General features: G+C 60.5%; 17 protein-coding genes. 6 read left to right on the top strand and 11 right to left on the bottom strand.

The features are described 5' to 3' along the window. Positions 1-32 precede the first annotated feature (32 nt). Positions 33-1217: a multidrug efflux MFS transporter EmrD gene (emrD, locus tag ACP3TA_RS05155; protein ID WP_033645209.1), complete on the top strand. Its 1185-nt coding sequence runs from the start codon at positions 33-35 to the stop codon at positions 1215-1217. 194 nt (positions 1218-1411) lie between these two features. Here emrD and glpX read toward each other — a convergent pair whose 3' ends face one another. The 3 genes from glpX to ACP3TA_RS05140 all read right to left on the bottom strand — a co-directional run bounded on the left by glpX (position 1412) and on the right by ACP3TA_RS05140 (position 4947). After that, entirely contained in the window at positions 1412-2422 is a 1011-nt protein-coding gene (gene glpX / locus ACP3TA_RS05150; RefSeq protein WP_206196434.1) for a class II fructose-bisphosphatase, read from the bottom strand. 128 nt (positions 2423-2550) lie between these two features. Beyond that, positions 2551-4059, bottom strand: coding sequence for a glycerol kinase GlpK (gene glpK / locus ACP3TA_RS05145; RefSeq protein WP_025304664.1), 1509 nt, complete (start codon positions 4057-4059; stop codon positions 2551-2553). 42 nt (positions 4060-4101) lie between these two features. Next, positions 4102-4947: an MIP/aquaporin family protein gene (locus ACP3TA_RS05140; protein ID WP_004931095.1), complete on the bottom strand. Its 846-nt coding sequence runs from the start codon at positions 4945-4947 to the stop codon at positions 4102-4104. Positions 4948-5471: 524 nt separating this feature from the next. On the opposite strand from ACP3TA_RS05140, the gene zapB reads away from it, so the two are divergent. Beyond that, positions 5472-5711, top strand: a complete 240-nt coding sequence (gene zapB / locus ACP3TA_RS05135) for a septal ring assembly protein ZapB (protein WP_004931092.1) — start codon at positions 5472-5474, stop codon at positions 5709-5711. Between the two features lie 60 nt (positions 5712-5771). Here zapB and rraA read toward each other — a convergent pair whose 3' ends face one another. From rraA to priA, 7 genes are all read right to left on the bottom strand, one after another. Beyond that, the gene (gene rraA / locus ACP3TA_RS05130) at positions 5772-6257 is read right to left on the bottom strand and encodes a ribonuclease E activity regulator RraA (RefSeq protein WP_004931090.1); all 486 of its coding nucleotides are present in this window, start codon (positions 6255-6257) and stop codon (positions 5772-5774) included. Positions 6258-6332: 75 nt separating this feature from the next. Further along, positions 6333-7250 carry a 1,4-dihydroxy-2-naphthoate polyprenyltransferase gene (locus ACP3TA_RS05125; RefSeq protein ID WP_122016983.1) on the bottom strand — a complete coding sequence of 306 codons (918 nt, stop codon included), beginning with the start codon at positions 7248-7250 and terminating at the stop codon, positions 6333-6335. A gap of 96 nt (positions 7251-7346) precedes the next feature. After that, positions 7347-8681, bottom strand: a complete 1335-nt coding sequence (hslU, locus tag ACP3TA_RS05120) for an HslU--HslV peptidase ATPase subunit (protein WP_033645212.1) — start codon at positions 8679-8681, stop codon at positions 7347-7349. Between the two features lie 12 nt (positions 8682-8693). Continuing rightward, a complete protein-coding gene (gene hslV, locus ACP3TA_RS05115) occupies positions 8694-9224 on the bottom strand; it encodes an ATP-dependent protease subunit HslV (protein WP_004931085.1) in 531 nt (176 codons plus the stop codon). A 102-nt stretch (positions 9225-9326) separates the two neighbouring features. Further along, positions 9327-10259: a cell division protein FtsN gene (gene ftsN, locus ACP3TA_RS05110; protein WP_033645213.1), complete on the bottom strand. Its 933-nt coding sequence runs from the start codon at positions 10257-10259 to the stop codon at positions 9327-9329. Between the two features lie 65 nt (positions 10260-10324). Next, complete coding sequence (cytR, locus tag ACP3TA_RS05105) at positions 10325-11353, bottom strand: DNA-binding transcriptional regulator CytR (protein WP_025304661.1); 1029 nt, start codon at positions 11351-11353, stop codon at positions 10325-10327. Positions 11354-11644: 291 nt separating this feature from the next. Further along, positions 11645-13840: a primosomal protein N' gene (priA, locus tag ACP3TA_RS05100; protein WP_033652208.1), complete on the bottom strand. Its 2196-nt coding sequence runs from the start codon at positions 13838-13840 to the stop codon at positions 11645-11647. A gap of 200 nt (positions 13841-14040) precedes the next feature. Between priA and rpmE the strand changes: the two genes are divergently transcribed. After that, complete coding sequence (gene rpmE / locus ACP3TA_RS05095; RefSeq protein WP_004931078.1) at positions 14041-14256, top strand: 50S ribosomal protein L31; 216 nt, start codon at positions 14041-14043, stop codon at positions 14254-14256. Positions 14257-14333: 77 nt separating this feature from the next. Here the strand turns inward: rpmE and metJ are convergent, their stop codons facing one another. Further along, positions 14334-14651 (bottom strand): met regulon transcriptional regulator MetJ, encoded by a 318-nt coding sequence (gene metJ / locus ACP3TA_RS05090; RefSeq protein ID WP_004931076.1) that lies wholly within the window; start codon positions 14649-14651, stop codon positions 14334-14336. A gap of 304 nt (positions 14652-14955) precedes the next feature. On the opposite strand from metJ, the gene metB reads away from it, so the two are divergent. The 3 genes from metB to metF all read left to right on the top strand — a co-directional run bounded on the left by metB (position 14956) and on the right by metF (position 19679). After that, the gene (gene metB, locus ACP3TA_RS05085; protein ID WP_033645215.1) at positions 14956-16116 is read left to right on the top strand and encodes a cystathionine gamma-synthase; all 1161 of its coding nucleotides are present in this window, start codon (positions 14956-14958) and stop codon (positions 16114-16116) included. A gap of 2 nt (positions 16117-16118) precedes the next feature. Further along, positions 16119-18554: a bifunctional aspartate kinase/homoserine dehydrogenase II gene (locus tag ACP3TA_RS05080; RefSeq protein ID WP_206196435.1), complete on the top strand. Its 2436-nt coding sequence runs from the start codon at positions 16119-16121 to the stop codon at positions 18552-18554. A gap of 228 nt (positions 18555-18782) precedes the next feature. After that, a complete protein-coding gene (gene metF / locus ACP3TA_RS05075) occupies positions 18783-19679 on the top strand; it encodes a methylenetetrahydrofolate reductase (RefSeq protein ID WP_033645217.1) in 897 nt (298 codons plus the stop codon). The last annotated feature ends 21 nt before the right edge of the window (positions 19680-19700 follow it).

The raw sequence follows: 19700 nt of genomic DNA, 5'->3' as shown, positions 1-19700 counted from the left end.
CGCTGTGACGAGTTGAAACGTTAACGAAGATAATGAGAAAACTAGAGAACTTTCACCTGCTGGTGATGCTTATCCTGTTGGTCGCCGTCGGTCAGATGGCGCAAACCATTTATGTTCCCGTCATTGCTGACATCGCTCACGATCTGTCGGTGCGCACCGGCGCCGTGCAGCGGGTGATGGCGGCGTATCTGCTGACCTACGGTTTCTCCCAGCTGATTTACGGGCCGATATCGGATCGTATCGGGCGTCGTCCGGTGATCCTGACCGGCATGATGATCTTCCTGGTGGGGGCGCTGGGCGCGCTGCTGTCCACCAACCTGACGATGCTGGTCGCCGCCAGCGCCATCCAGGGCATGGGCACCGGCGTGGCGGGCGTGATGGCGCGCACCATGCCGCGCGATCTGTATGCCGGCACCGCGCTGCGCTATGCCAACAGCCTGCTGAATATGGGGATTTTGGTCAGCCCGCTGTTGGCGCCGGTGATCGGCGGCGCGCTGGCGATGGTGTTCGGCTGGCGAGCCTGTTACGCCTTCCTGCTGGCGCTGTGCGCCTGCGTCGCCTTCGCGATGTTCCGCTGGCTGCCGGAGACCCGTCCGGTCCAGACAGAAAAACGCCGCATGCTGGCCAGTTTCCGCCAGCTGTTGAGCGACAGCACCTTCAGTTGCTATCTGGTGATGCTGATCGGCGCGCTGGCGGGGATTGCGGTATTTGAAGCCAGCTGCGGCGTGTTGATGGGCGGTGTGTTGGGGCTGAGCGGCCTGACCGTCAGCATCCTGTTCATTCTGCCGATCCCGGCGGCGTTTTTCGGCGCCTGGTACGCCGGGCGCGACGGCAAGACCTTCCACACCCTGATGTGGCATTCGGTGATTAGCTGCCTGCTGGCGGGAGCGATGATGTGGATCCCGGGCTGGTTTGGCGTGATGAACATCTGGACGCTGATCGTGCCGGCTGCATTGTTCTTCTTCGGCGCCGGCATGCTGTTCCCGCTGGCGACCACCGGGGCGATGGAGCCGTTTCCCTATCTGGCCGGCGCGGCGGGCGCGTTGGTGGGCGGCATGCAGAACATGGGCTCCGGTCTGGCGACCTGGCTTTCCGCCATGCTGCCGCAAACCGGGCAGTTCAGCCTCGGTTTGCTGATGTTCGCGATGGCGGTGCTGATCCTGCTGTGCTGGTGGCCGCTGTCCAACCGGATGCAGCATCAGGGACACACCGCATAACGACAGGGCGCCATTCGGCGCCCTCATTCCGTTGACAAAGGGGAGAAAAAGCGTGGTTTCCCCCCCCTTTGCGGGGATCAGCCGAAAATCAATGAATTGATTTTCCTTGTTTTCTATTTGCTGCTCTCTGTCAACCCGGCAAGGGCATGAGGTTTGTCATCAATCATCAGGGCGCCCTTCGGCGCCCTGTTTCGTTACAGCAGAAACTCGTGCAGCGCCGGGTCTTTGCGATCCAGATAGTGGGTCGAACGGATACGGCGAAGGGTGCGCGACTTGCCGCGGATCAGTAACGTTTCGGTCGTGGCCATGTTGCCCTTGCGGCTGATGCCCTCCAGCAAATCGCCCTTGGTGATGCCGGTGGCGGAGAAGATGACGTTGTCGTTGCGCGCCATCTGATCCAGACGCAGCGCCTGACCGGCTTCGATCCCCATCTCACGGCAGCGCGCCAGCTCCTGCTCGCCGAGGCGGCGGTTCTCGGGGCTGTCGCCTTTCACTTCATGGCGTGGCAGCAAACGCGCCTGCATGTCGCCGTCCAGCGCGCGGATCACCGCGGCGGAGATCACCCCTTCCGGCGCGCCGCCGATGCCGTACATCACATCGACCTCGCTTTCCGGCATGCAGGTGAGAATGGAGGCCGCCACGTCGCCGTCAGGAATGGCGAACACCCGCACGCCCAACTGCTGCATCTGCGCGATGACGCCGTCGTGGCGCGGTTTGGCCAACACGATGACCGTCAGCTGTGACAAGGGTTTGTCCAGCCGCGCGGCGACGTTCCGCAGGTTCTCCGCCAGCGGCAGATTGAGATCGATGGCGCCGCGCGCCGCCGGGCCGACCACCAGCTTCTCCATGTACATGTCCGGCGCGTGCAGGAAGGTGCCGCGATCGCCCACCGCCAAGACCGCCAGCGCGTTGGACTGGCCCATGGCGGTCATGCGGGTGCCTTCGATCGGATCGACCGCGATGTCGACCGCGTCGCCCTGGCCGCTGCCGACCTGCTCGCCGATATACAGCATCGGCGCTTCGTCGATCTCGCCTTCGCCAATCACGATGCGGCCATCGATATCCACCTTGTTGAGCATGATGCGCATGGCGTGGACCGCCGCGCCGTCGGCGGCGTTCTTGTCGCCGCGTCCCAGCCATTTGTAGCCCGCCAGCGCGGCGGCTTCGGTAACGCGGGAAAATTCGATGGCTAATTCACGTTTCATGGCAAACCTGTCTGTGAGAAAGGGAAGAAAATATCGGCAAAGTCTATCACAGCGCGGCGGGGCGGGGCGGGGCAAAAAAAAGCGCCGCCCGCAGGCAGCGCAATTTTGGGGTAACGGCAAGGCTGGGTTTAGTCGTGATCTTCCCACGCCTGCGCGCGAGCCACCGCTTTTTTCCAGCCGCTGTAGCGGTAGTTGCGTTCGGTAGTTTCGATGCTTGGACGGAATTCACGCTCAATCACCGCTTTGCTCTTCACTTCATCCAGATCGTTCCAGTAGCCGATGGCCAGGCCCGCCAGGAACGCGGCGCCCAACGCCGTCGATTCACGCACTTCAGGGCGCTCTACGCGGGTGCCGAGGATATCGGACTGGAACTGCATCAGGAAGTTGTTGGCGACCGCGCCGCCGTCCACGCGCAGCGATTGCAGGCGGGTGTTGGCGTCGGCCTGCATGGCGTCCAGCACGTCGCGCGTCTGGAAGGCGATGGATTCCAGCGTGGCGCGGATGATGTGGTTGCTGTTGGCACCGCGGGTCAGGCCGAAGATGGCGCCGCGGGCATACGGATCCCAGTAGGGCGCGCCCAGGCCGGTGAAGGCCGGCACCACATAGACGCCGTTGCTGTCTTTCACCTTGGTGGCGAAATATTCGGAGTCGGCGGCGTCGCTGATCAGTTTCAGCTCGTCGCGCAGCCACTGGATAGACGCACCGCCGATGAACACCGCGCCTTCCAGCGCATAGTTCACTTCGCCGCGCGGGCCGCAGGCGATGGTGGTCAGCAAACCGTTTTTCGAGCGCACCGCTTCTTTGCCGGTGTTCATCAGCAGGAAGCAGCCGGTGCCGTAGGTGTTCTTCGCCATGCCCGGTTGAACGCACAGCTGGCCGTACAATGCCGCTTGCTGGTCGCCGGCGATACCGGCGATAGGAATACGCGTGCCGCCCTTGCCGCCGATGTTGGTCTGGCCGTATACCTCGGAGGAAGGACGGACTTTCGGCAGCATGGCGCGCGGAATGTCCAGCACTTCCAGCATGCGTTCGTCCCAGTCCAGCTCGTGGATGTTGAACATCATGGTGCGTGAGGCGTTGGTGTAATCGGTGACGTGTACGCGCCCCTGGGTCATCTTCCACACCAGCCAGGTATCGACGGTGCCGAACAACAGTTCGCCGCGTTTGGCGCGCTCGCGGGCGCCTTCGACGTTGTCCAGGATCCATTTCACCTTGGTGCCGGAGAAGTAGGGGTCAACCACCAGGCCGGTGTTGTGACGGATATACTCTTCCAGGCCGTCGCGCTTGAGCTTCTCGCAGATGTCGGCGGTGCGGCGGCACTGCCAGACGATGGCGTTGTAGACCGGCTTGCCGGTCTCTTTTTCCCAGACGATGGTGGTTTCGCGCTGGTTGGTGATGCCGATACCGGCGATCTGATCGGAATTGATGTCGGCCTTCGCCAGCACTTCTACCAGCGTCGAGCTTTGCGACGCCCAGATCTCCATCGGGTCATGCTCAACCCAGCCGGCCTTTGGATAGATCTGCGGGAATTCGCGTTGCGATACCGCAACGATGTTGGCGTCGTGATCGAGCACGACGGCGCGTGAGCTGGTGGTCCCTTGGTCGAGTGCGACAATGTATTTTTTTTCTACAGTCATGGTAATTATCCTGCTGTTGTTAACCGTTTAAAACTGCACCCATCACGCTTTACGCTGCTGGGTCTTGGCGTCGGGCTCTTCTTCCGTCACGCAGACGTCGCACGGCAGGTGGCGGCCAATCAGCGCGCGGTAACCGAAAGCGCCCAGGCCACAGCCGACGATAGGGGCGAAGATCGGCACCAGGAAGTACGGGATGTCGCGCGCGCCGGTGAAGGCGACTTTGCCCCAGCCGGCCAGGTAGGCGAACAGTTTCGGCCCGAAGTCACGCGCCGGGTTCAACGCAAAGCCGGTCAATGGTCCCATGGAGGCGCCGATCACGGCAATCAGAATACCGATCAGCAGCGGCGCCAGCGGGCCGCGCGGAATGCCGTTGCCGTCGTCGGTCAGCGCCAGGATCAGGCACATCAGGATCGCAGCGATCACCATTTCTACCAGGAAGGCCTGGCCGACGGAGATGTGCGCGTTAGGGTAAGTCGAGAAGATGCCGGCCAGTTCAAGGCTTTCGTTGCTGCCGCGCACCATATGGTGAGCCGCTTCGAAGTCGAAGAACAGGTTGTAGTACAGCCCGTAGACCAGGGCGGCGGCGCAGAAGGCGCCGGCGATCTGCGCAATGATGTAAGGCACCACTTTGCGCCCGTCGAAGCAGGCGAACAGCCACAGGGCGAGGGTGACCGCCGGGTTGAGATGCGCGCCGGAAATGGCGGCGGTCAGATAGATGGCCATGGCGACGCCGAGGCCCCAAATGATGCTGATTTCCCACTGGCCGAAGCTGGCGCCCGCCAGTTTCAGTGCGGCAACGCAGCCTACGCCAAAGAAGATCAGCAGCGCCGTGCCGAGGAACTCGGCGATGCACTGGCCTTTTAATGTCGGACTGGTGGTTTGGCTCATAATGTTGGTGTCCTGCAAAACGGCGGTTGTTGGTTTATAGGTTCAGCCAGGTATACATCTGACCTATGGGCACAGTTTTTTTCATCTCGTCCAATTATTGAATGAGGACGTGATGTAAATTTATCGTTAACGAACATAAACGAGAAATAGCGAAATCAAAATGTGTGTGGCGCGTCATAAAATTGAGCGATTTCGCGTCGTTCAGTGTTCTTTCTGAGCCATAAAAGTGTGATCTGACCAGTGGTTTGGCGAGTGGCGTTAACAACTCGCGGCGGCGGCGGCGGGGATTTTCAGTTTTTACTGATGGCGAGGGCAGGAAAATTGCAACAGACTGCGCGATGATCCGGTATGTTGCTAGACAGGCGGAGACTGGCTACTTACAATCGTTTTTAACGAATCGAGACTGGCGCGCCTTCCGTAACGGCGCGCGTCACTGAGCGCGATGCAATATTCGCAGTAGCTGCAGCCGACGTTGCGGCCGCTACTTATAGATGTACGCCTTGCTATCATGAGGGGACTGAAGCATGTCATTTGAAGTATTTGAGAAACTGGAAGCAAAAGTACAGCAGGCGATTGATACCATCACCTTGTTGCAGATGGAAATTGAAGAGCTGAAAGACAAAAACAACTCTCTGTCGCAGGAAGTGCAGGCTGCCTCCGGCAACCACGAAGCGCTGGTGCGCGAAAACCAACAGCTGAAAGAAGAACAGCACGTATGGCAAGATCGCCTGCGCGCGCTGCTGGGCAAAATGGAAGAGGTTTGATTCCTTACGCCATGCAGCAACGAAAAGGGCGCCTGAGGCGCCCTTTTTCATGTCCGAAAATCACTCGATGTCGAGCGGGTCTTCGGAGAGAATGATGCCGGTGTTGTCGGCATACAGGTGGTCGCCGGAGAAGAAGGTGACGCCACCGAAGTTGACGCGGATATCGCTTTCGCCCACGCCTTCGCTTACGGCACCCGCCGGGATCGCCGCCATCGCCTGAATGCCGATGTCGAGCTCTTCCAGATCGTCCACCTGGCGCACCGCGCCGTACACCACGATGCCTTCCCATTCGTTCTGGGCGGCCAGGCGCGCCAGTTCGGCGTTGATCAGCGCCCGGCGTACCGAACCGCCGCCGTCGACCAACAGCACGCGGCCGCGACCGTTTTCTTCAAGCAGATCGAATAACAGGCCGTTATCCTCAAAGCATTTTACCGTGGTGATCTGCCCGCCAAATGAAGTACGCCCGCCAAAATTGGAGAACAGAGGTTCAACAACGTTCACCTCTTCATGATAGATGTCGCAAAGTTCGGAAGTATCGTATTTCATAGGATTTTACGTCTGTTTGCCGCAGGAATGTTCAGTATATCCCTTTATTCGCCCTGTTGGCAAAATCATCAGTTTTTAACTGAGCGCCACGCCGATGGCGAACAGCAGATTGGCCAGCAACGCCGCCTTGACCATATGCTCCAGCATCGGCCGCATGCCGACCGGCGTCGGATCGCGCAGCACGCGCAGGCCGTGGCGCACCAGCAGCGGGATCGCCAGCACGAACAGCCAACCCCACGGGCTGTGGAGGTTGAACAGCGTGAACAGCGCGAAACACAGCACCGCGCCGCTGAGCAGCAGGGCGTGGTAAATGCGCGCCTTGTGCGGGCCGAGACGCACCGCCAGCGTATTCTTGCCGTTTTCGCGATCGCTTTCGATATCGCGCAGATTGTTGATGTTGAGTACCGCCGTCGCCAGCAGGCCGCAGGCGGTGGCCGGTAGCATCACGACGCTGTCGAAGGTGTGCGTCTGCAAATAGTAGGTGCCGGCCACGCTCAGCCAGCCGAAGAACACCAGCACCGAGATGTCGCCCAGCCCCAAATACCCGTAGGGTTTGTTGCCGACGGTGTAGGTGATGGCCGCCACGATAGACAGCCCGCCCAGCACCAGGAAGCCCACCACGTCGCTGGGTTGCTCGCAGGCGACGGCGATCAGCGAACAGCCGGCGAGGGCGATCAGCACTACCGTCACCACCAGCGCCCGTTTCATCTGCGCCTGGGTGATCATGCCCTTTTGCATGCCGCGCAACGGCCCGATGCGATCTTCTTTGTCGCTGCCTTTGACCGCATCGCCGTAGTCATTCGCCAGGTTGGAGAGGATCTGCAGCAGACCGGCGGTCACCAGCGCCAGCAGCGCCACTTCAGGTTTCAGGCTGCCGTGCCAGGCGGCGATCGCCGAGCCGACCACGATGGAGGCAAAGGCCAACGGCAGGGTGCGGGGGCGTAGACTTTCGAGCCAGGCGGAAATCGGGGTGGTGGAGGTTGATGAGCTCATGTTTCGCTTCTGTCAGTAAGTTGCGGTGTCCGTTAGAAATAATTGTGGGAGGCAATGCCTCCCACACAGATGACTGACAAGACAATGATTGAGCGATTATAGGATAAAACGACTCAAATCTTCATCCGCCACCAGTTCATCCAGATGACTGCGCACGTAATCCGCATCAATTGTAATGGATTGGCCATTAATTTCACTCGCATCGTAGGAAATATCTTCCATCAGACGCTCCAGCACGGTGTGCAGACGACGCGCGCCGATGTTCTCGGTGCTTTCGTTGACCTGCCACGCGGCTTCGGCGATGCGGCGGATGCCGTCGGCGGTGAACTCGATATTGACGCCTTCGGTGCCCATCAGCGCTTTGTACTGTTCGGTCAGCGACGCACTCGGCTCGGTCAGGATGCGCTCGAAGTCTTCGGTGGTCAGCGCCTGCAGCTCAACGCGGATCGGCAGACGGCCCTGCAGTTCCGGGATCAGATCCGACGGATTGGCGGTCTGGAACGCGCCGGAAGCGATGAACAGAATGTGGTCGGTTTTCACCATGCCGTGCTTGGTGGACACGGTGCACCCTTCCACCAGCGGCAGCAGATCGCGCTGCACGCCTTCGCGGGAAACGTCCGGGCCGGAGCTTTGGCCGCCGCGCTTACAGATTTTGTCGATCTCATCGATAAACACGATGCCGTGCTGCTCAACCGCTTCGATCGCCTGCTCTTTCAGCTCTTCCGGGTTCACCAGCTTGGCGGCTTCTTCTTCCACCAGCAGCTTGAAGGCTTCTTTGATCTTCAGCTTGCGCGGTTTTTGCTTTTGGCCGCCGAGGTTCTGGAACATCGACTGCAGCTGGTTGGTCATCTCTTCCATGCCCGGAGGCGCCATGATTTCCACGCCCATCGGCGCGGCGGCCAGATCGATTTCGATCTCTTTGTCATCCAGCTGGCCTTCGCGCAGTTTCTTGCGGAATGCCTGGCGGGCGGCGGACGGTTCCTGGCCTTCTTCCGGCTGGCCCCAGTTGTTTTTGGCCGGCGGGATCAGCACGTCGAGAATGCGCTCTTCGGCCAACTCTTCGGCACGGGTGCGATTTTTCTCGATCGACTGCATGCGCACCATTTTGATGGCGGCATCGGTCAGATCGCGAATGATGGAGTCCACTTCTTTGCCCACATAGCCCACTTCGGTGAACTTGGTGGCTTCAACCTTGATGAACGGCGCGTTGGCCAGCTTCGCCAGACGGCGGGCGATTTCGGTTTTACCGACGCCGGTCGGGCCGATCATCAGAATGTTTTTCGGGGTCACTTCGTGACGCAGCATCTCGTTGAGCTGCATCCGGCGCCAGCGGTTGCGCAGGGCAATGGCGACAGCGCGTTTGGCCTTGTTTTGGCCAATGATATAGCTGTCCAGTTCGCTGACGATCTCGCGCGGGGTCATTTCAGACATGGTATTCGATCCTTACGCTTTGGAAGGCAATTCTTCAATGGTGTGGAAATGGTTGGTGTAAATACAGATGTCGCCGGCGATGTTGAGGGATTTCTCAACGATGTCGCGGGCGCTCAGCTCGGTATTTTCCAACATGGCGCGGGCGGCGGCCTGGGCGTACGGGCCGCCGGAGCCGATGGCGATCAGATCGTTTTCCGGCTGCACCACATCGCCGTTGCCGGTGATGATCAGCGAGGCGGTTTCATCGGCGACCGCCAGCAGCGCTTCGAGCTTGCGCAGCATGCGGTCGGTGCGCCAGTCTTTCGCCAGCTCGACGGCGGCTTTCACCAGGTGGCCCTGATGCATTTCCAGTTTGCGTTCAAACAGTTCAAACAGCGTGAAGGCGTCAGCGGTGCCACCGGCGAAACCGGCGATCACTTTGTCGTTATACAGGCGACGCACTTTCTTGACGTTACCCTTCATCACCGTATTACCCAGGGTTGCCTGGCCATCACCACCGATGACGACCTGGCCGTTGCGGCGTACGCTTACAATTGTTGTCACGAGCAGACCCTCGTTAAAGACGGAAAGAAGTCCCCGCAGCGCCTGCTTTCGCAGACGCTACGAGGCATATTGAGAGTATAGATGGGGGGGGATTGACGCTTTTCAACCCCCAACGGAGAGGGGAATGCAACTCGACATGCCGACGCCCTTCAGGCGCGAAAGGGTTTTGTCCGCTGCGGCGCGGCTGCTGTAGGGGCCGAGCACCACGCGATTCCAACCGCCACCGGCGGTGATGCGGCTCTCGATGCCCTCGAACGCCAGGCGCGCACGCACGGATTCAGCCTGATCGGTGGCGCGGAACGAACCGCATTGCACCATCCACTTCTGTTTCGATTCCGGTTTGGTGTCCTGCTTGGCCGTTTCCTGTTTCACTTCCGGTTTGGGCTCCGGCTTCGGTTGCGGCTTCGGCTCAGGCTGTTTCACCTGCGCCGGCGGCGGGGTGACTTGCTTCGGCTGCTGGTGCTGCTGCACCGGCGCGGTGGTGGCCCCGTTGTTGAACGGGTTGCGCGGCGCCTGAGTGACCTGCTGCTGTTGCTGTACCGGCTGCTGCTGCATTTGCGGTTGTTGCATCTGCTGCTGGCGGTTGCCGCGCGCGTTGGCCTGGCCCGGATCGTTATACGGCACTTCATTCAGCTGCGTCGGGCGCTGTTGCATGTCGGCCTGCATCTGCTCCAGCAGTTGCCGTTGTTCGGCGGTCAGCTGAGTTTTGGAATTGAGCTCGCCGCCGGCCGTCGGTTCGGTCGGGGTTTGCACGCCGATCTGTCGGTTTTCCAGCTCTTTGATATAGCGCCAGCGCTCTTCCGGCTTCGGCGGCAGGCCGTTGCCTGGGCGAGTGGTGTGCGCAGGCAACAACGGCGCGTCTTCCGGCTTGTTGTGCGTAATGAAATAGAGGCCACCGACAAAGACAACCAGCAACGCGACGGCTAACGCCAGCACGGTTTTGGAAACCTTCGGAGAACTGCGTTTTTTACGGCTGGGGGTTTTGCGCTTAGCTCCTGCTGCGCGCCCACGGCTTACATAGTCTTTTTGTGCCACTATTATTCCGCTGTGTCCTGATGAGAGGATAAGTCCGTCATGTTACTGAACCCTAAAATATTTGACTAGCGTTTCGGAGCAGCGGTGCTGCCTCTGATAATCAATTCACTGTCCAAGAGTCGGGAGCCGCTGGCCACCGTCTGGCCGTTCAACTGCTCCAACAGCAACAACATCGCCTGCTGGCCGATCTGGAAGCGCGGCTGCGCCACCGTGGTCAGCGGCGGATCGCAATACTGCGCCAGCTTGAGGTCGTCAAAGCCGACGATCGACAGATCCTGCGGTACCCGCAGCCCCATTTTCTTCGCCTGGGACAGCACGCCGATCGCCATGACGTCGCTGTGGCAGAACACCGCCGTCGGCGGTTTCGGCTGAGCCATCAACTGGGTCAGCGCTTGCGCGCCGGCTTCGTAGGTAAAATCACCCCGGGTAATATAGCTGCTTTCGACGGTAATGCCATTACGGCGTAGCGCTTGAACATAACCTTGCAGCCGATAATGGCTCAGCGGCATCTGTTCCGGCCCGGCGACGCAGGCGATCTGCCGGTGGCCCAATTGATGCAAATAATGCACGGCTTCAAAGGCGGCGGTCAGGTTGTCGATATGCACCGTCGGCAGTTCCAGCTCGGGCGCGAACTCATTGGCCATCACCATCGGCGGCAGGTTGCGCTGCTCTTCCTTGCTGGCGTCGAACGGTAGATTAGAGCCCAGCAGCAGCATGCCGTCGATCTGTTTGGTGATGATCAGATTGACGAAGGTGCGTTCTTGCTGGTTCTGCTGCGCGCAGTCGCCGATCAGCACCAGATAGCCTTGTTGGGCGGCGGTCTGTTCGATCCCCTGGATCACATCCGCGAAAAACGGATCGCAGATGTCGGGCACGATCACCAGGATGGTGCGAGATTCGTTGCGTTTGATATTGCGTGACAGAGCATGAGGAGAATAACCCACGGCCAGCACGGCCTGTTCCACTTTCTGACGCGTTGGCGTTGACACCTTTTCCGGATTCATCAGCGCACGCGATACGGTAGCCGTTGAAACGCCCGCCATTTCGGCGACGTCTTTCATGGTCGCCATGGATAACTCTTTCTTGTGTTCCAACGCCTTTCTCCTTGCGTCAGCCCCATGCCGACGCCACTACTGCTGTTTGCTCACAATGTCCGGCATGCGGTGGCGGGATTGTTGTCATTGAGCGCCACTCGCGTTCGAGCACTCCGTCGCGCTGCGATGTGGCGACAAAATTTGCCCTCGCAGACATTCTAAACAGAATACGCCCCGCCTTTGTTACCTAATTTGCATAAAAAATGTGACCTGAGAAGGTTTTTTAGCGTTCGCTCGCAATTTAAAGGGTAAACGTTTGCATGACGGCAGCTAAATCGGACTTTTCCGGGATCAGCTGTCGATCGGATCGACATCCAGCGTCCATTTCACCTTGCGCGTTTGCGGCAGGGTGCCGATCAGCGGCAGCGAGCTTTTCATCAGCTGTTGCAGGACGCGCCGTGTCGGATGCTGCAGCAGCAGCTGCCAGCGGAAACGGCCGCCGCGTTTGGACTGCAGCGCCGGCACCGGGCCCATCACCCACAGCGAATCGTCCTTAAGCGGACTGCCTTCCAACAGATTGCGCAGCTGCTGCAGGAACAGCGGGGCCTGTTGGTTATCGTGATCTTCGGCGCGCACGATGATGTGGCTGGTGTAGGGCGGCAGAAACACGCTGTTGCGCTCCGCCAGCGTCTGTTTGGCGAAGGCGTCGTAACCTTGTTGCAGCAGCACCTGCAATAACGGGTGCTCCGGGTGGTGGGTTTGCAGCAGCACTTCACCCTGTTTGCCCGCTCGCCCCGCGCGCCCGGAGACCTGGGTATAGAGCTGAGCGAAACGCTCGGCGGAGCGGAAGTCGGCGGAGAACAGCGCGCCGTCCACGTCCAGCAACGCCACCAGCGTGACGTCGGGAAAATGGTGGCCCTTGGCCAGCATTTGCGTGCCGATCAGAATGCGCGCTTCGCCGCGATGAATATCCGCCAGGTGCTGTTCCAGCGACCCTTTGCGGCTGGTGGTGTCGCGATCGATGCGGGTGATCGGCGTGTCGGGGAACAGCGGCGCCAGCTCATGTTCCAGCTGTTCGGTGCCGACGCCGACCGATACCAGGTGGGTGGAGCCGCACTGCGGGCATTGGTGCGGCACCGGTCGCTGGCTGTCGCAGTGGTGACAGCGCAGCTGGCGCTGATGCTGGTGGAAGGTGTAATAGTGATCGCAGCGCTGGCACTCGGCGATCCAGCCGCACTCGTGGCACAGCAGCGCCGGGGCGTAACCGCGGCGGTTGAGGAACAGCATCACCTGATTGCCGGCTTTTAAATGGTGCTGCATGCTTTTCAAAAGCGGCTGCGACAGGCCGACCTTCAGCGGCAATCCTTTCAGATCGATCAGATGCTGCGCCGCCGGTTTGGCGTTGCCCGCGCGCTGGGTGAGCTTCAACTGGCGATATTTGCCCAGCTGCACGTTGTGCAGTGTTTCCAGTGCCGGCGTGGCGGAGCCCATCACCATCGGGATATCTTCTTCCCGGGCACGGAACACCGCCAGATCGCGGGCGTGGTAGCGCCAGCCTTCCTGCTGTTTATAAGAGCTGTCGTGCTCTTCGTCGATGATGATAACGCCCAGTTGCCGGAACGGCGTGAACAGCGCCGAGCGGGTGCCGATGACGATAGCGGCTTCGCCGCTGCGCGCGCGCAGCCAAACCGCCAGCCGTTCGCTGTCGTTCAGCCCGGAGTGCAGCACGTCCACCGGCGCGTTGAAGCGCTCGCGAAAGCGGGCGATGGTTTGCGGCGTCAGGCCGATTTCCGGCACCAGCACCAGCGCCTGCCGGCCTTTGGCCAACACGTTTTCCAGCACGCTGAGATACACCTCGGTCTTGCCGGAGCCGGTGACCCCGGCCAGCAGCCAGGCGGCAAACTGCTCATCTTCGCTTCGGATCGCCCCGACGGCGGTGGCCTGTTCGGTATTCAGCCGCAGCCGCTCGCCGAGCACCGCAAAGTTGGGGCGCCAGTCCTGCGTGGCCGCGACCTGAGCGCGCAGATCGATCAGCCCTTTGGCGCGCAGCGCCTGCAGGGCGCTTTCCGTCAGCTCAAGCTGGCTGACCTGATGGCGATAGACCGGGCGTTGCAACAGCGCCGCCAGCGCCTGCTGCTGTTTCGGCGCGCGTTTCAGGCTTTCGGGCGGCGTGGCGCGCCCCTCTTCGGTGGCGAACCACTGCCACAGCGGCGCGGCCTCGGCCGGTTTGCCTTGGCGCAGCAGGATCGGCAGCGCGTGGAACAGCACTTCGCCGATGGGATAGTGGTAGTAATCGCTGGCCCAGCGCAGGATGCGCCACAGGCTGGGGGAGAACAGCGATTCCGTGTCGATCACGCTGTCGATCGGTTTGAGCTTGTCCAACGGCAGTTCGCTGGTGTCGCTGCAGCCGGTGACGATGCCGATTGCATGCTGCCTGCCCCAGGGCACGCCCACGCGCGCGCCGGCCACCGGCTGCATGCCGGGCGGCAGCAGATAGTCGAAGGTGCGGGCGAGGGGGACCGGCAAAGCAACGTGTACGACGGGCATGATCTCATCCAAATTGAAAAAAAGTGGGCATCAGTTTACACGGCGCATCGTCAAATGTACGGTTCCGATTGCGCGCCCCGACTAATGCTGTATAATTTGCCGCCTTTGGTATAATTCGATACCAAAATTCTATTATCAACCACGTGTGGTGTCTGGCGAAACAGGGCTGGATAGCGACACGGCCTTAACTGAGGTTTCCCATGAAACAAGGTATCCACCCAAAATACGAAGAAGTTACTGCTAACTGCTCTTGCGGTAACGTGATGAAGATCCGCTCCACCGTGGGCCACGATCTGAACCTGGACGTTTGTGGCGCATGCCACCCGTTCTACACTGGCAAGCAGCGTGACGTTGCTACCGGTGGCCGCGTTGACCGCTTCAACAAGCGTTTCAGCGTACCAGGCGCTAAGAAATAAGATTTCTTATCGACCGATGAAAAAGGCGCCCTGGGCGCCTTTTTTCTTTTCTGCCGCCGACGTTCGCCGGGCGGTTCTCAATATTCCCAGGTATCGGGATCGACACCCAGTTCGCGCATCAACGCTTTTGCGGCTTCCGGGATTTCATCGCTGCGCTCTTTGCGCAGGTCTTCATCGTTCGGCAGCGGCTGGCCGGTAAAGGCATGCAGAAACGCTTCGCACAGAAGTTCGCTGTTGGTGGCGTGGCGCAGGTTGTTCACCTGGCGACGGGTCCGTTCGTCGGTGAGGATTTTCAGGACCTTCAGCGGAATGGATACCGTGATCTTTTTGACTTGCTCGCTTTTTTTACCGTGTTCAGCGTAAGGGCTGACATACTCGCCGTTCCACTCAGCCATGGGACACCTTAACTTTGTCAGAAAAATTACAAAATTCTAAAAACCGGCCAATTATGCCCGATCTTCACTGTTCTCACTAAATAAATGTCAATTTTACGCGACCAGGGTCACTGAATGCCCCGCTTCGGCCAGGCATTGCCGCTTAACATCTTATCGTCATGTCATATCGGCATAATTTTAGCGGGTATTGTGTCATTGCTCAATCTATACGCAAAGAAGTTTAGATGTCCAGATGTATTGACGTCTATCAATCCTGCGATTACTCTTTAGGCCTCATTCACCGAACCGAGAGCCGAGCGAGCCCATGACGCGTAAACCAGCCACGATTGCCGTACGCAGCGGCCTGAACGACGACGAACAGTACGGCTGCGTTGTCCCGCCGATTCATCTGTCCAGCACCTATAACTTTACCGACTTCAATCAACCTCGAGCTCATGACTACTCGCGCCGCGGCAACCCGACGCGCGACGTGGTGCAGCGCGCGTTGGCGGAGCTGGAAGGCGGCGCCGGCGCGGTGATGACCGGCAGCGGGATGTCGGCGATCCATCTGGTGACCACCGTACTGCTGAAGCCCGGCGATCTGCTGGTGGCGCCGCACGACTGTTACGGCGGCAGCTATCGGTTATTCGACAGCCTGAGCAAGCGCGGCGCTTATCGCGTGCTGTTCGTCGATCAAGGCAATGAGGCCGCCCTGCAACAGGCGCTGGCGCAAAAGCCGAAGCTGGTGTTGATAGAAAGCCCCAGCAATCCGCTGCTGCGGGTGGTGGACATCGCGGCGATCTGCGCTGCCGCGCACGCGGCGGGCGCGTTGACGGTGGTGGACAACACGTTCCTCAGCCCGGCCCTGCAACAGCCGATCGAACTCGGTGCCGATCTGGTGGTCCATTCTTGCACCAAATACCTGAACGGGCATTCGGACGTGGTGGCCGGCGCGGTGATCGCCAAAGATCCTGAGCTGGCGGTCGAGCTGGCCTGGTGGGCGAACAACATCGGCGTGACCGGCGGCGCGTTCGACAGCTATCTGTTGCTGCGCGGCATGCGCACGTTGTCGCCACGCATCAAGGCGGCGCAACAAAACGCTGAAGCGATTGTTGACTATTTACAGCAGCAACCGCTGGTGAAAAAGCTGTATCATCCTTCCCTGCCGGAGAATCCGGGGCATGAGATCGCCCGTCGTCAGCAGCGCGGTTTCGGCGCGATGCTGAGTTTTGAACTGGACGGCGATGAAGCGGTGCTGCGCCGTTTTCTCTCTGCCCTTGAGCTGTTTACTCTGGCAGAATCGTTGGGCGGCGTAGAAAGCCTGATCTCGCATGCAGCGACCATGACTCACGCCGGCATGGCGGCGGAGGCGCGGGCAGCGGCCGGCATCTCCGAGAGCCTGCTGCGCATTTCCGTGGGTATTGAAGACAGTGAAGATTTGATTGCCGATCTGGAACGCGCTTTCCAGGCGGCGGCAACGAGGTAAGCATGAATGCAATTGCTGTAGCAGGGCCGGTGAGCGGGCGTCAACTGCACAAGTTTGGCGGCAGCAGTCTGGCGGATGTGAAGTGTTATCTGCGTGTGGCCGGGATTATGGCGGAATACAGCCAGCCGGGCGACATGATGGTGGTATCGGCCGCCGGCAGTACCACCAACCAGTTGATCAACTGGCTGAAGCTCAGCCAGAGCGATCGCCTGTCTGCGCACCAGGTGCAGCAGACGTTGCGTCGTTATCACAGCGATCTTATCAGCGGCCTGTTGCCGCCGGAAAGCGCCGAGCCGCTGATCGCCGAGTTCATTCAGGATCTGGAACGCCTGGCGGCGCTGCTGGACGGCAATGTCGACGAGGTGTGCTACGCCGAAGTGGTCGGGCACGGCGAGATTTGGTCGGCGCGCCTGATGGCGGCGGTGCTCAACCACCTGGACATGCAGGCGGCCTGGCTGGATGCGCGTGACTTCCTGCGCGCCGAGCGCGCCGCGCAGCCGCAGGTGGATGAAGGCCGTTCTTACCCGCTGTTGCAACAATTGATGGCCCAACACCCGGGTAAACGCCTGGTAGTGACCGGGTTCATTTCGCGCAACGACGCCGGGGAAACCGTGCTGTTGGGGCGTAACGGCAGCGACTACTCCGCCACTCAGGTCGGCGCGCTGGCCGGCGCTGCGCGCGTCACCATCTGGAGCGACGTGGCCGGGGTTTACAGCGCCGATCCGCGCAAGGTGAAAGACGCCTGCCTGCTGCCGCTGCTGCGTCTGGACGAAGCCAGCGAGCTGGCGCGTCTGGCTGCGCCGGTATTGCATACCCGCACCCTGCAGCCGGTCTCCGGCAGCGATATCGATCTTCAGCTGCGCTGCAGCTACCAGCCGGAGCAGGGCTCGACGCGCATCGAGCGCGTATTGGCGTCCGGCACCGGCGCCAAGATTGTCACCAGCCACGATGACGTGTGCCTGATTGAGCTGCACGTCGCCGCTCAGCATGACTTCAAACTGGCGCAGAAAGAGTTGGATCTGGTGCTCAAACGCGCGCAGATCAAACCGCTGGCGGTAGGCATCCATCCTGACCGCAATCGGGTGCAGCTGTGCTACACCTCCGAGGTGGTCAACAGCGCACTGGCGATCCTGCAGGCCTCGGCGCTGCCGGGTGAACTGCACCTGCGCGAAGGGTTGGCGCTGGTGGCGATGGTCGGCGCCGGGGTATGCAAGAACCCGCTGCACAGCCACCGTTTCTATCAGCAACTGAAAGATCAGCCGGTCGAATTTATCTGGCAGGCGGAAGATGGCATCAGCCTGGTGGCGGTATTGCGCCAGGGGCCGACTGCGCTGCTGATTCAGGGGCTGCACCAAAGCCTGTTCCGCGCCGAGAAGCGCATCGGTCTGGTGCTGTTCGGCAAGGGCAACATCGGGTCGCGCTGGCTGGAGCTGTTCGCCCGTGAGCAGACCAATATCTCCGCGCGCAGCGGTTTCGAATTTATCCTGGCGGGGGTGGTGGACAGCCGCCGCAGCCTGCTGAACTACGACGGGTTGGACGCCAGCCGTGCATTGGCGTTCTTTGAGGACGAGGCGCAGGAACTCGACGAAGAGTCGCTGTTCCTGTGGATGCGTGCGCACCCGTTCGACGATCTGGTGGTGCTTGATGTGACCGCCAGCGAAGAGCTGGCCGGGCAGTATCTGGATTTCGCCAGCCACGGTTTCCACGTGATCAGCGCCAACAAGCTGGCGGGCGCCTCGTGCAGCGATACCTATCGCCAAATTCGCGACGCCTTCGCCAAAACCGGCCGCCACTGGCTGTATAACGCCACCGTCGGCGCCGGGCTGCCGGTCAACCATACGGTGCGCGATCTGCGCGACAGCGGCGACAGCATTTTGGCGATCAGCGGCATCTTCTCCGGCACGCTTTCCTGGCTGTTCTTGCAGTATGACGGCACGGTGCCGTTCACCGAGCTGGTGGATCAGGCTTGGCAACAGGGGCTGACCGAACCGGATCCGCGGGTCGATCTCTCCGGCCAGGACGTGATGCGCAAGCTGGTGATCCTGGCGCGCGAAGCGGGCTACGACATCGAACCGAACCAGGTGCGGGTCGAGTCGCTGGTGCCGGCGGGCTGCGAGCTGGGCTCCGTCGATCAGTTCTTCGAGAACGGCGAGGCGCTGAATCAGCAGATGCAACAGCGCTTTGAGGCCGCCAGCGAAATGGGCCTGGTGCTGCGTCACGTGGCGCGTTTCGACGCCAACGGCAAGGCGCGAGTCGGCGTGGAGGCGGTGCGTCCTGAGCATCCGCTGGCCTCTCTGCTGCCGTGCGACAACGTGTTCGCCATCGAAAGCCGCTGGTATCGCGATAATCCGCTGGTGATCCGCGGGCCGGGCGCCGGCCGCGATGTGACCGCCGGCGCGATCCAGTCAGACCTTAACCGATTGGCGCAGCTGCTTTAATCCTCTGCGGGCGCGGGCTCACCGCGCCCCTTGGCTTTTCCTGCCATACTTATCTTTGTCGCGATCATGAAATTCCCTCGTTGAGCGGGTGAGGATTAATCATCTTATTCCCCTCATTTTCCTGTTGACTCTTTAGCCAACATGCGGCATTTTCTATCTAGACGTCTAAACGTATAGACGCTCATCAAGATGAAATAAAAACAGTGATCGATAAGAGGTGAGCAGGGTATGAGTTTTTTCCACGCAAACCAGCGGGAAGCGCTGAATCAGAGTCTGGCGGAGTTGAACGGCCAGATTAACGTATCATTCGAGTTCTTCCCGCCACGCACCAGCGAGATGGAAGAGACCCTGTGGCAGTCGATCGATCGTCTGAGCATTCTCAAACCTAAATTCGTTTCCGTCACCTACGGCGCCAATTCCGGCGAGCGCGATCGCACCCACAGCATCATCAAAGGGATCAAGGAACGCACCGGCCTGGAGGCGGCGCCGCACCTGACCTGCATCGACGCCAGCCCGGCGCAGCTGCGCGACATCGCGACCGATTACTGGAACAGCGGCATCCGCCATATCGTGGCGCTGCGCGGCGATCTGCCGCCGGGCGGCGGCAAGCCGGAAATGTACGCGACCGATCTGGTGGCGCTGCTGAAAGACGTGGGTGACTTCGACATTTCCGTCGCCGCTTACCCGGAAGTGCATCCGGAGGCGAAGAGCGCCCAGGCCGATTTGATTAACCTGAAACGCAAGATCGATGCCGGCGCCAGTCGCGCGATTACCCAGTTCTTCTTCGACGTTGAGAGCTACCTGCGCTTTCGCGACCGCTGCGTCGCCGCCGGTATCGACGTGGAAATCGTGCCGGGCATTCTGCCGGTGTCCAACTTCAAGCAGCTGCAGCGCTTCGCCACCATGACCAACGTGCGGGTGCCAAGCTGGATGACCAGCATGTTCGAAGGGCTGGACGACGATGCGGAGACCCGCAAAATGGTTGGTGCCAACATCGCCATGGACATGGTGAAGATCCTGAGCCGCGAAGGGGTGAAAGATTTCCACTTCTATACCCTGAACCGCGCCGAGATGAGTTACGCCATCTGCCACACGCTGGGCGTGCGACCGGTGGCCGCCGCCTGACGGGTCTGTTCCATTTAAAAG

This window comes from Serratia sp. 2C06 (genome assembly GCF_050037615.1).
Lineage (GTDB): Bacteria > Pseudomonadota > Gammaproteobacteria > Enterobacterales > Enterobacteriaceae > Serratia > Serratia ureilytica.
This window is presented reverse-complemented; position numbering and strand designations above follow the sequence as displayed.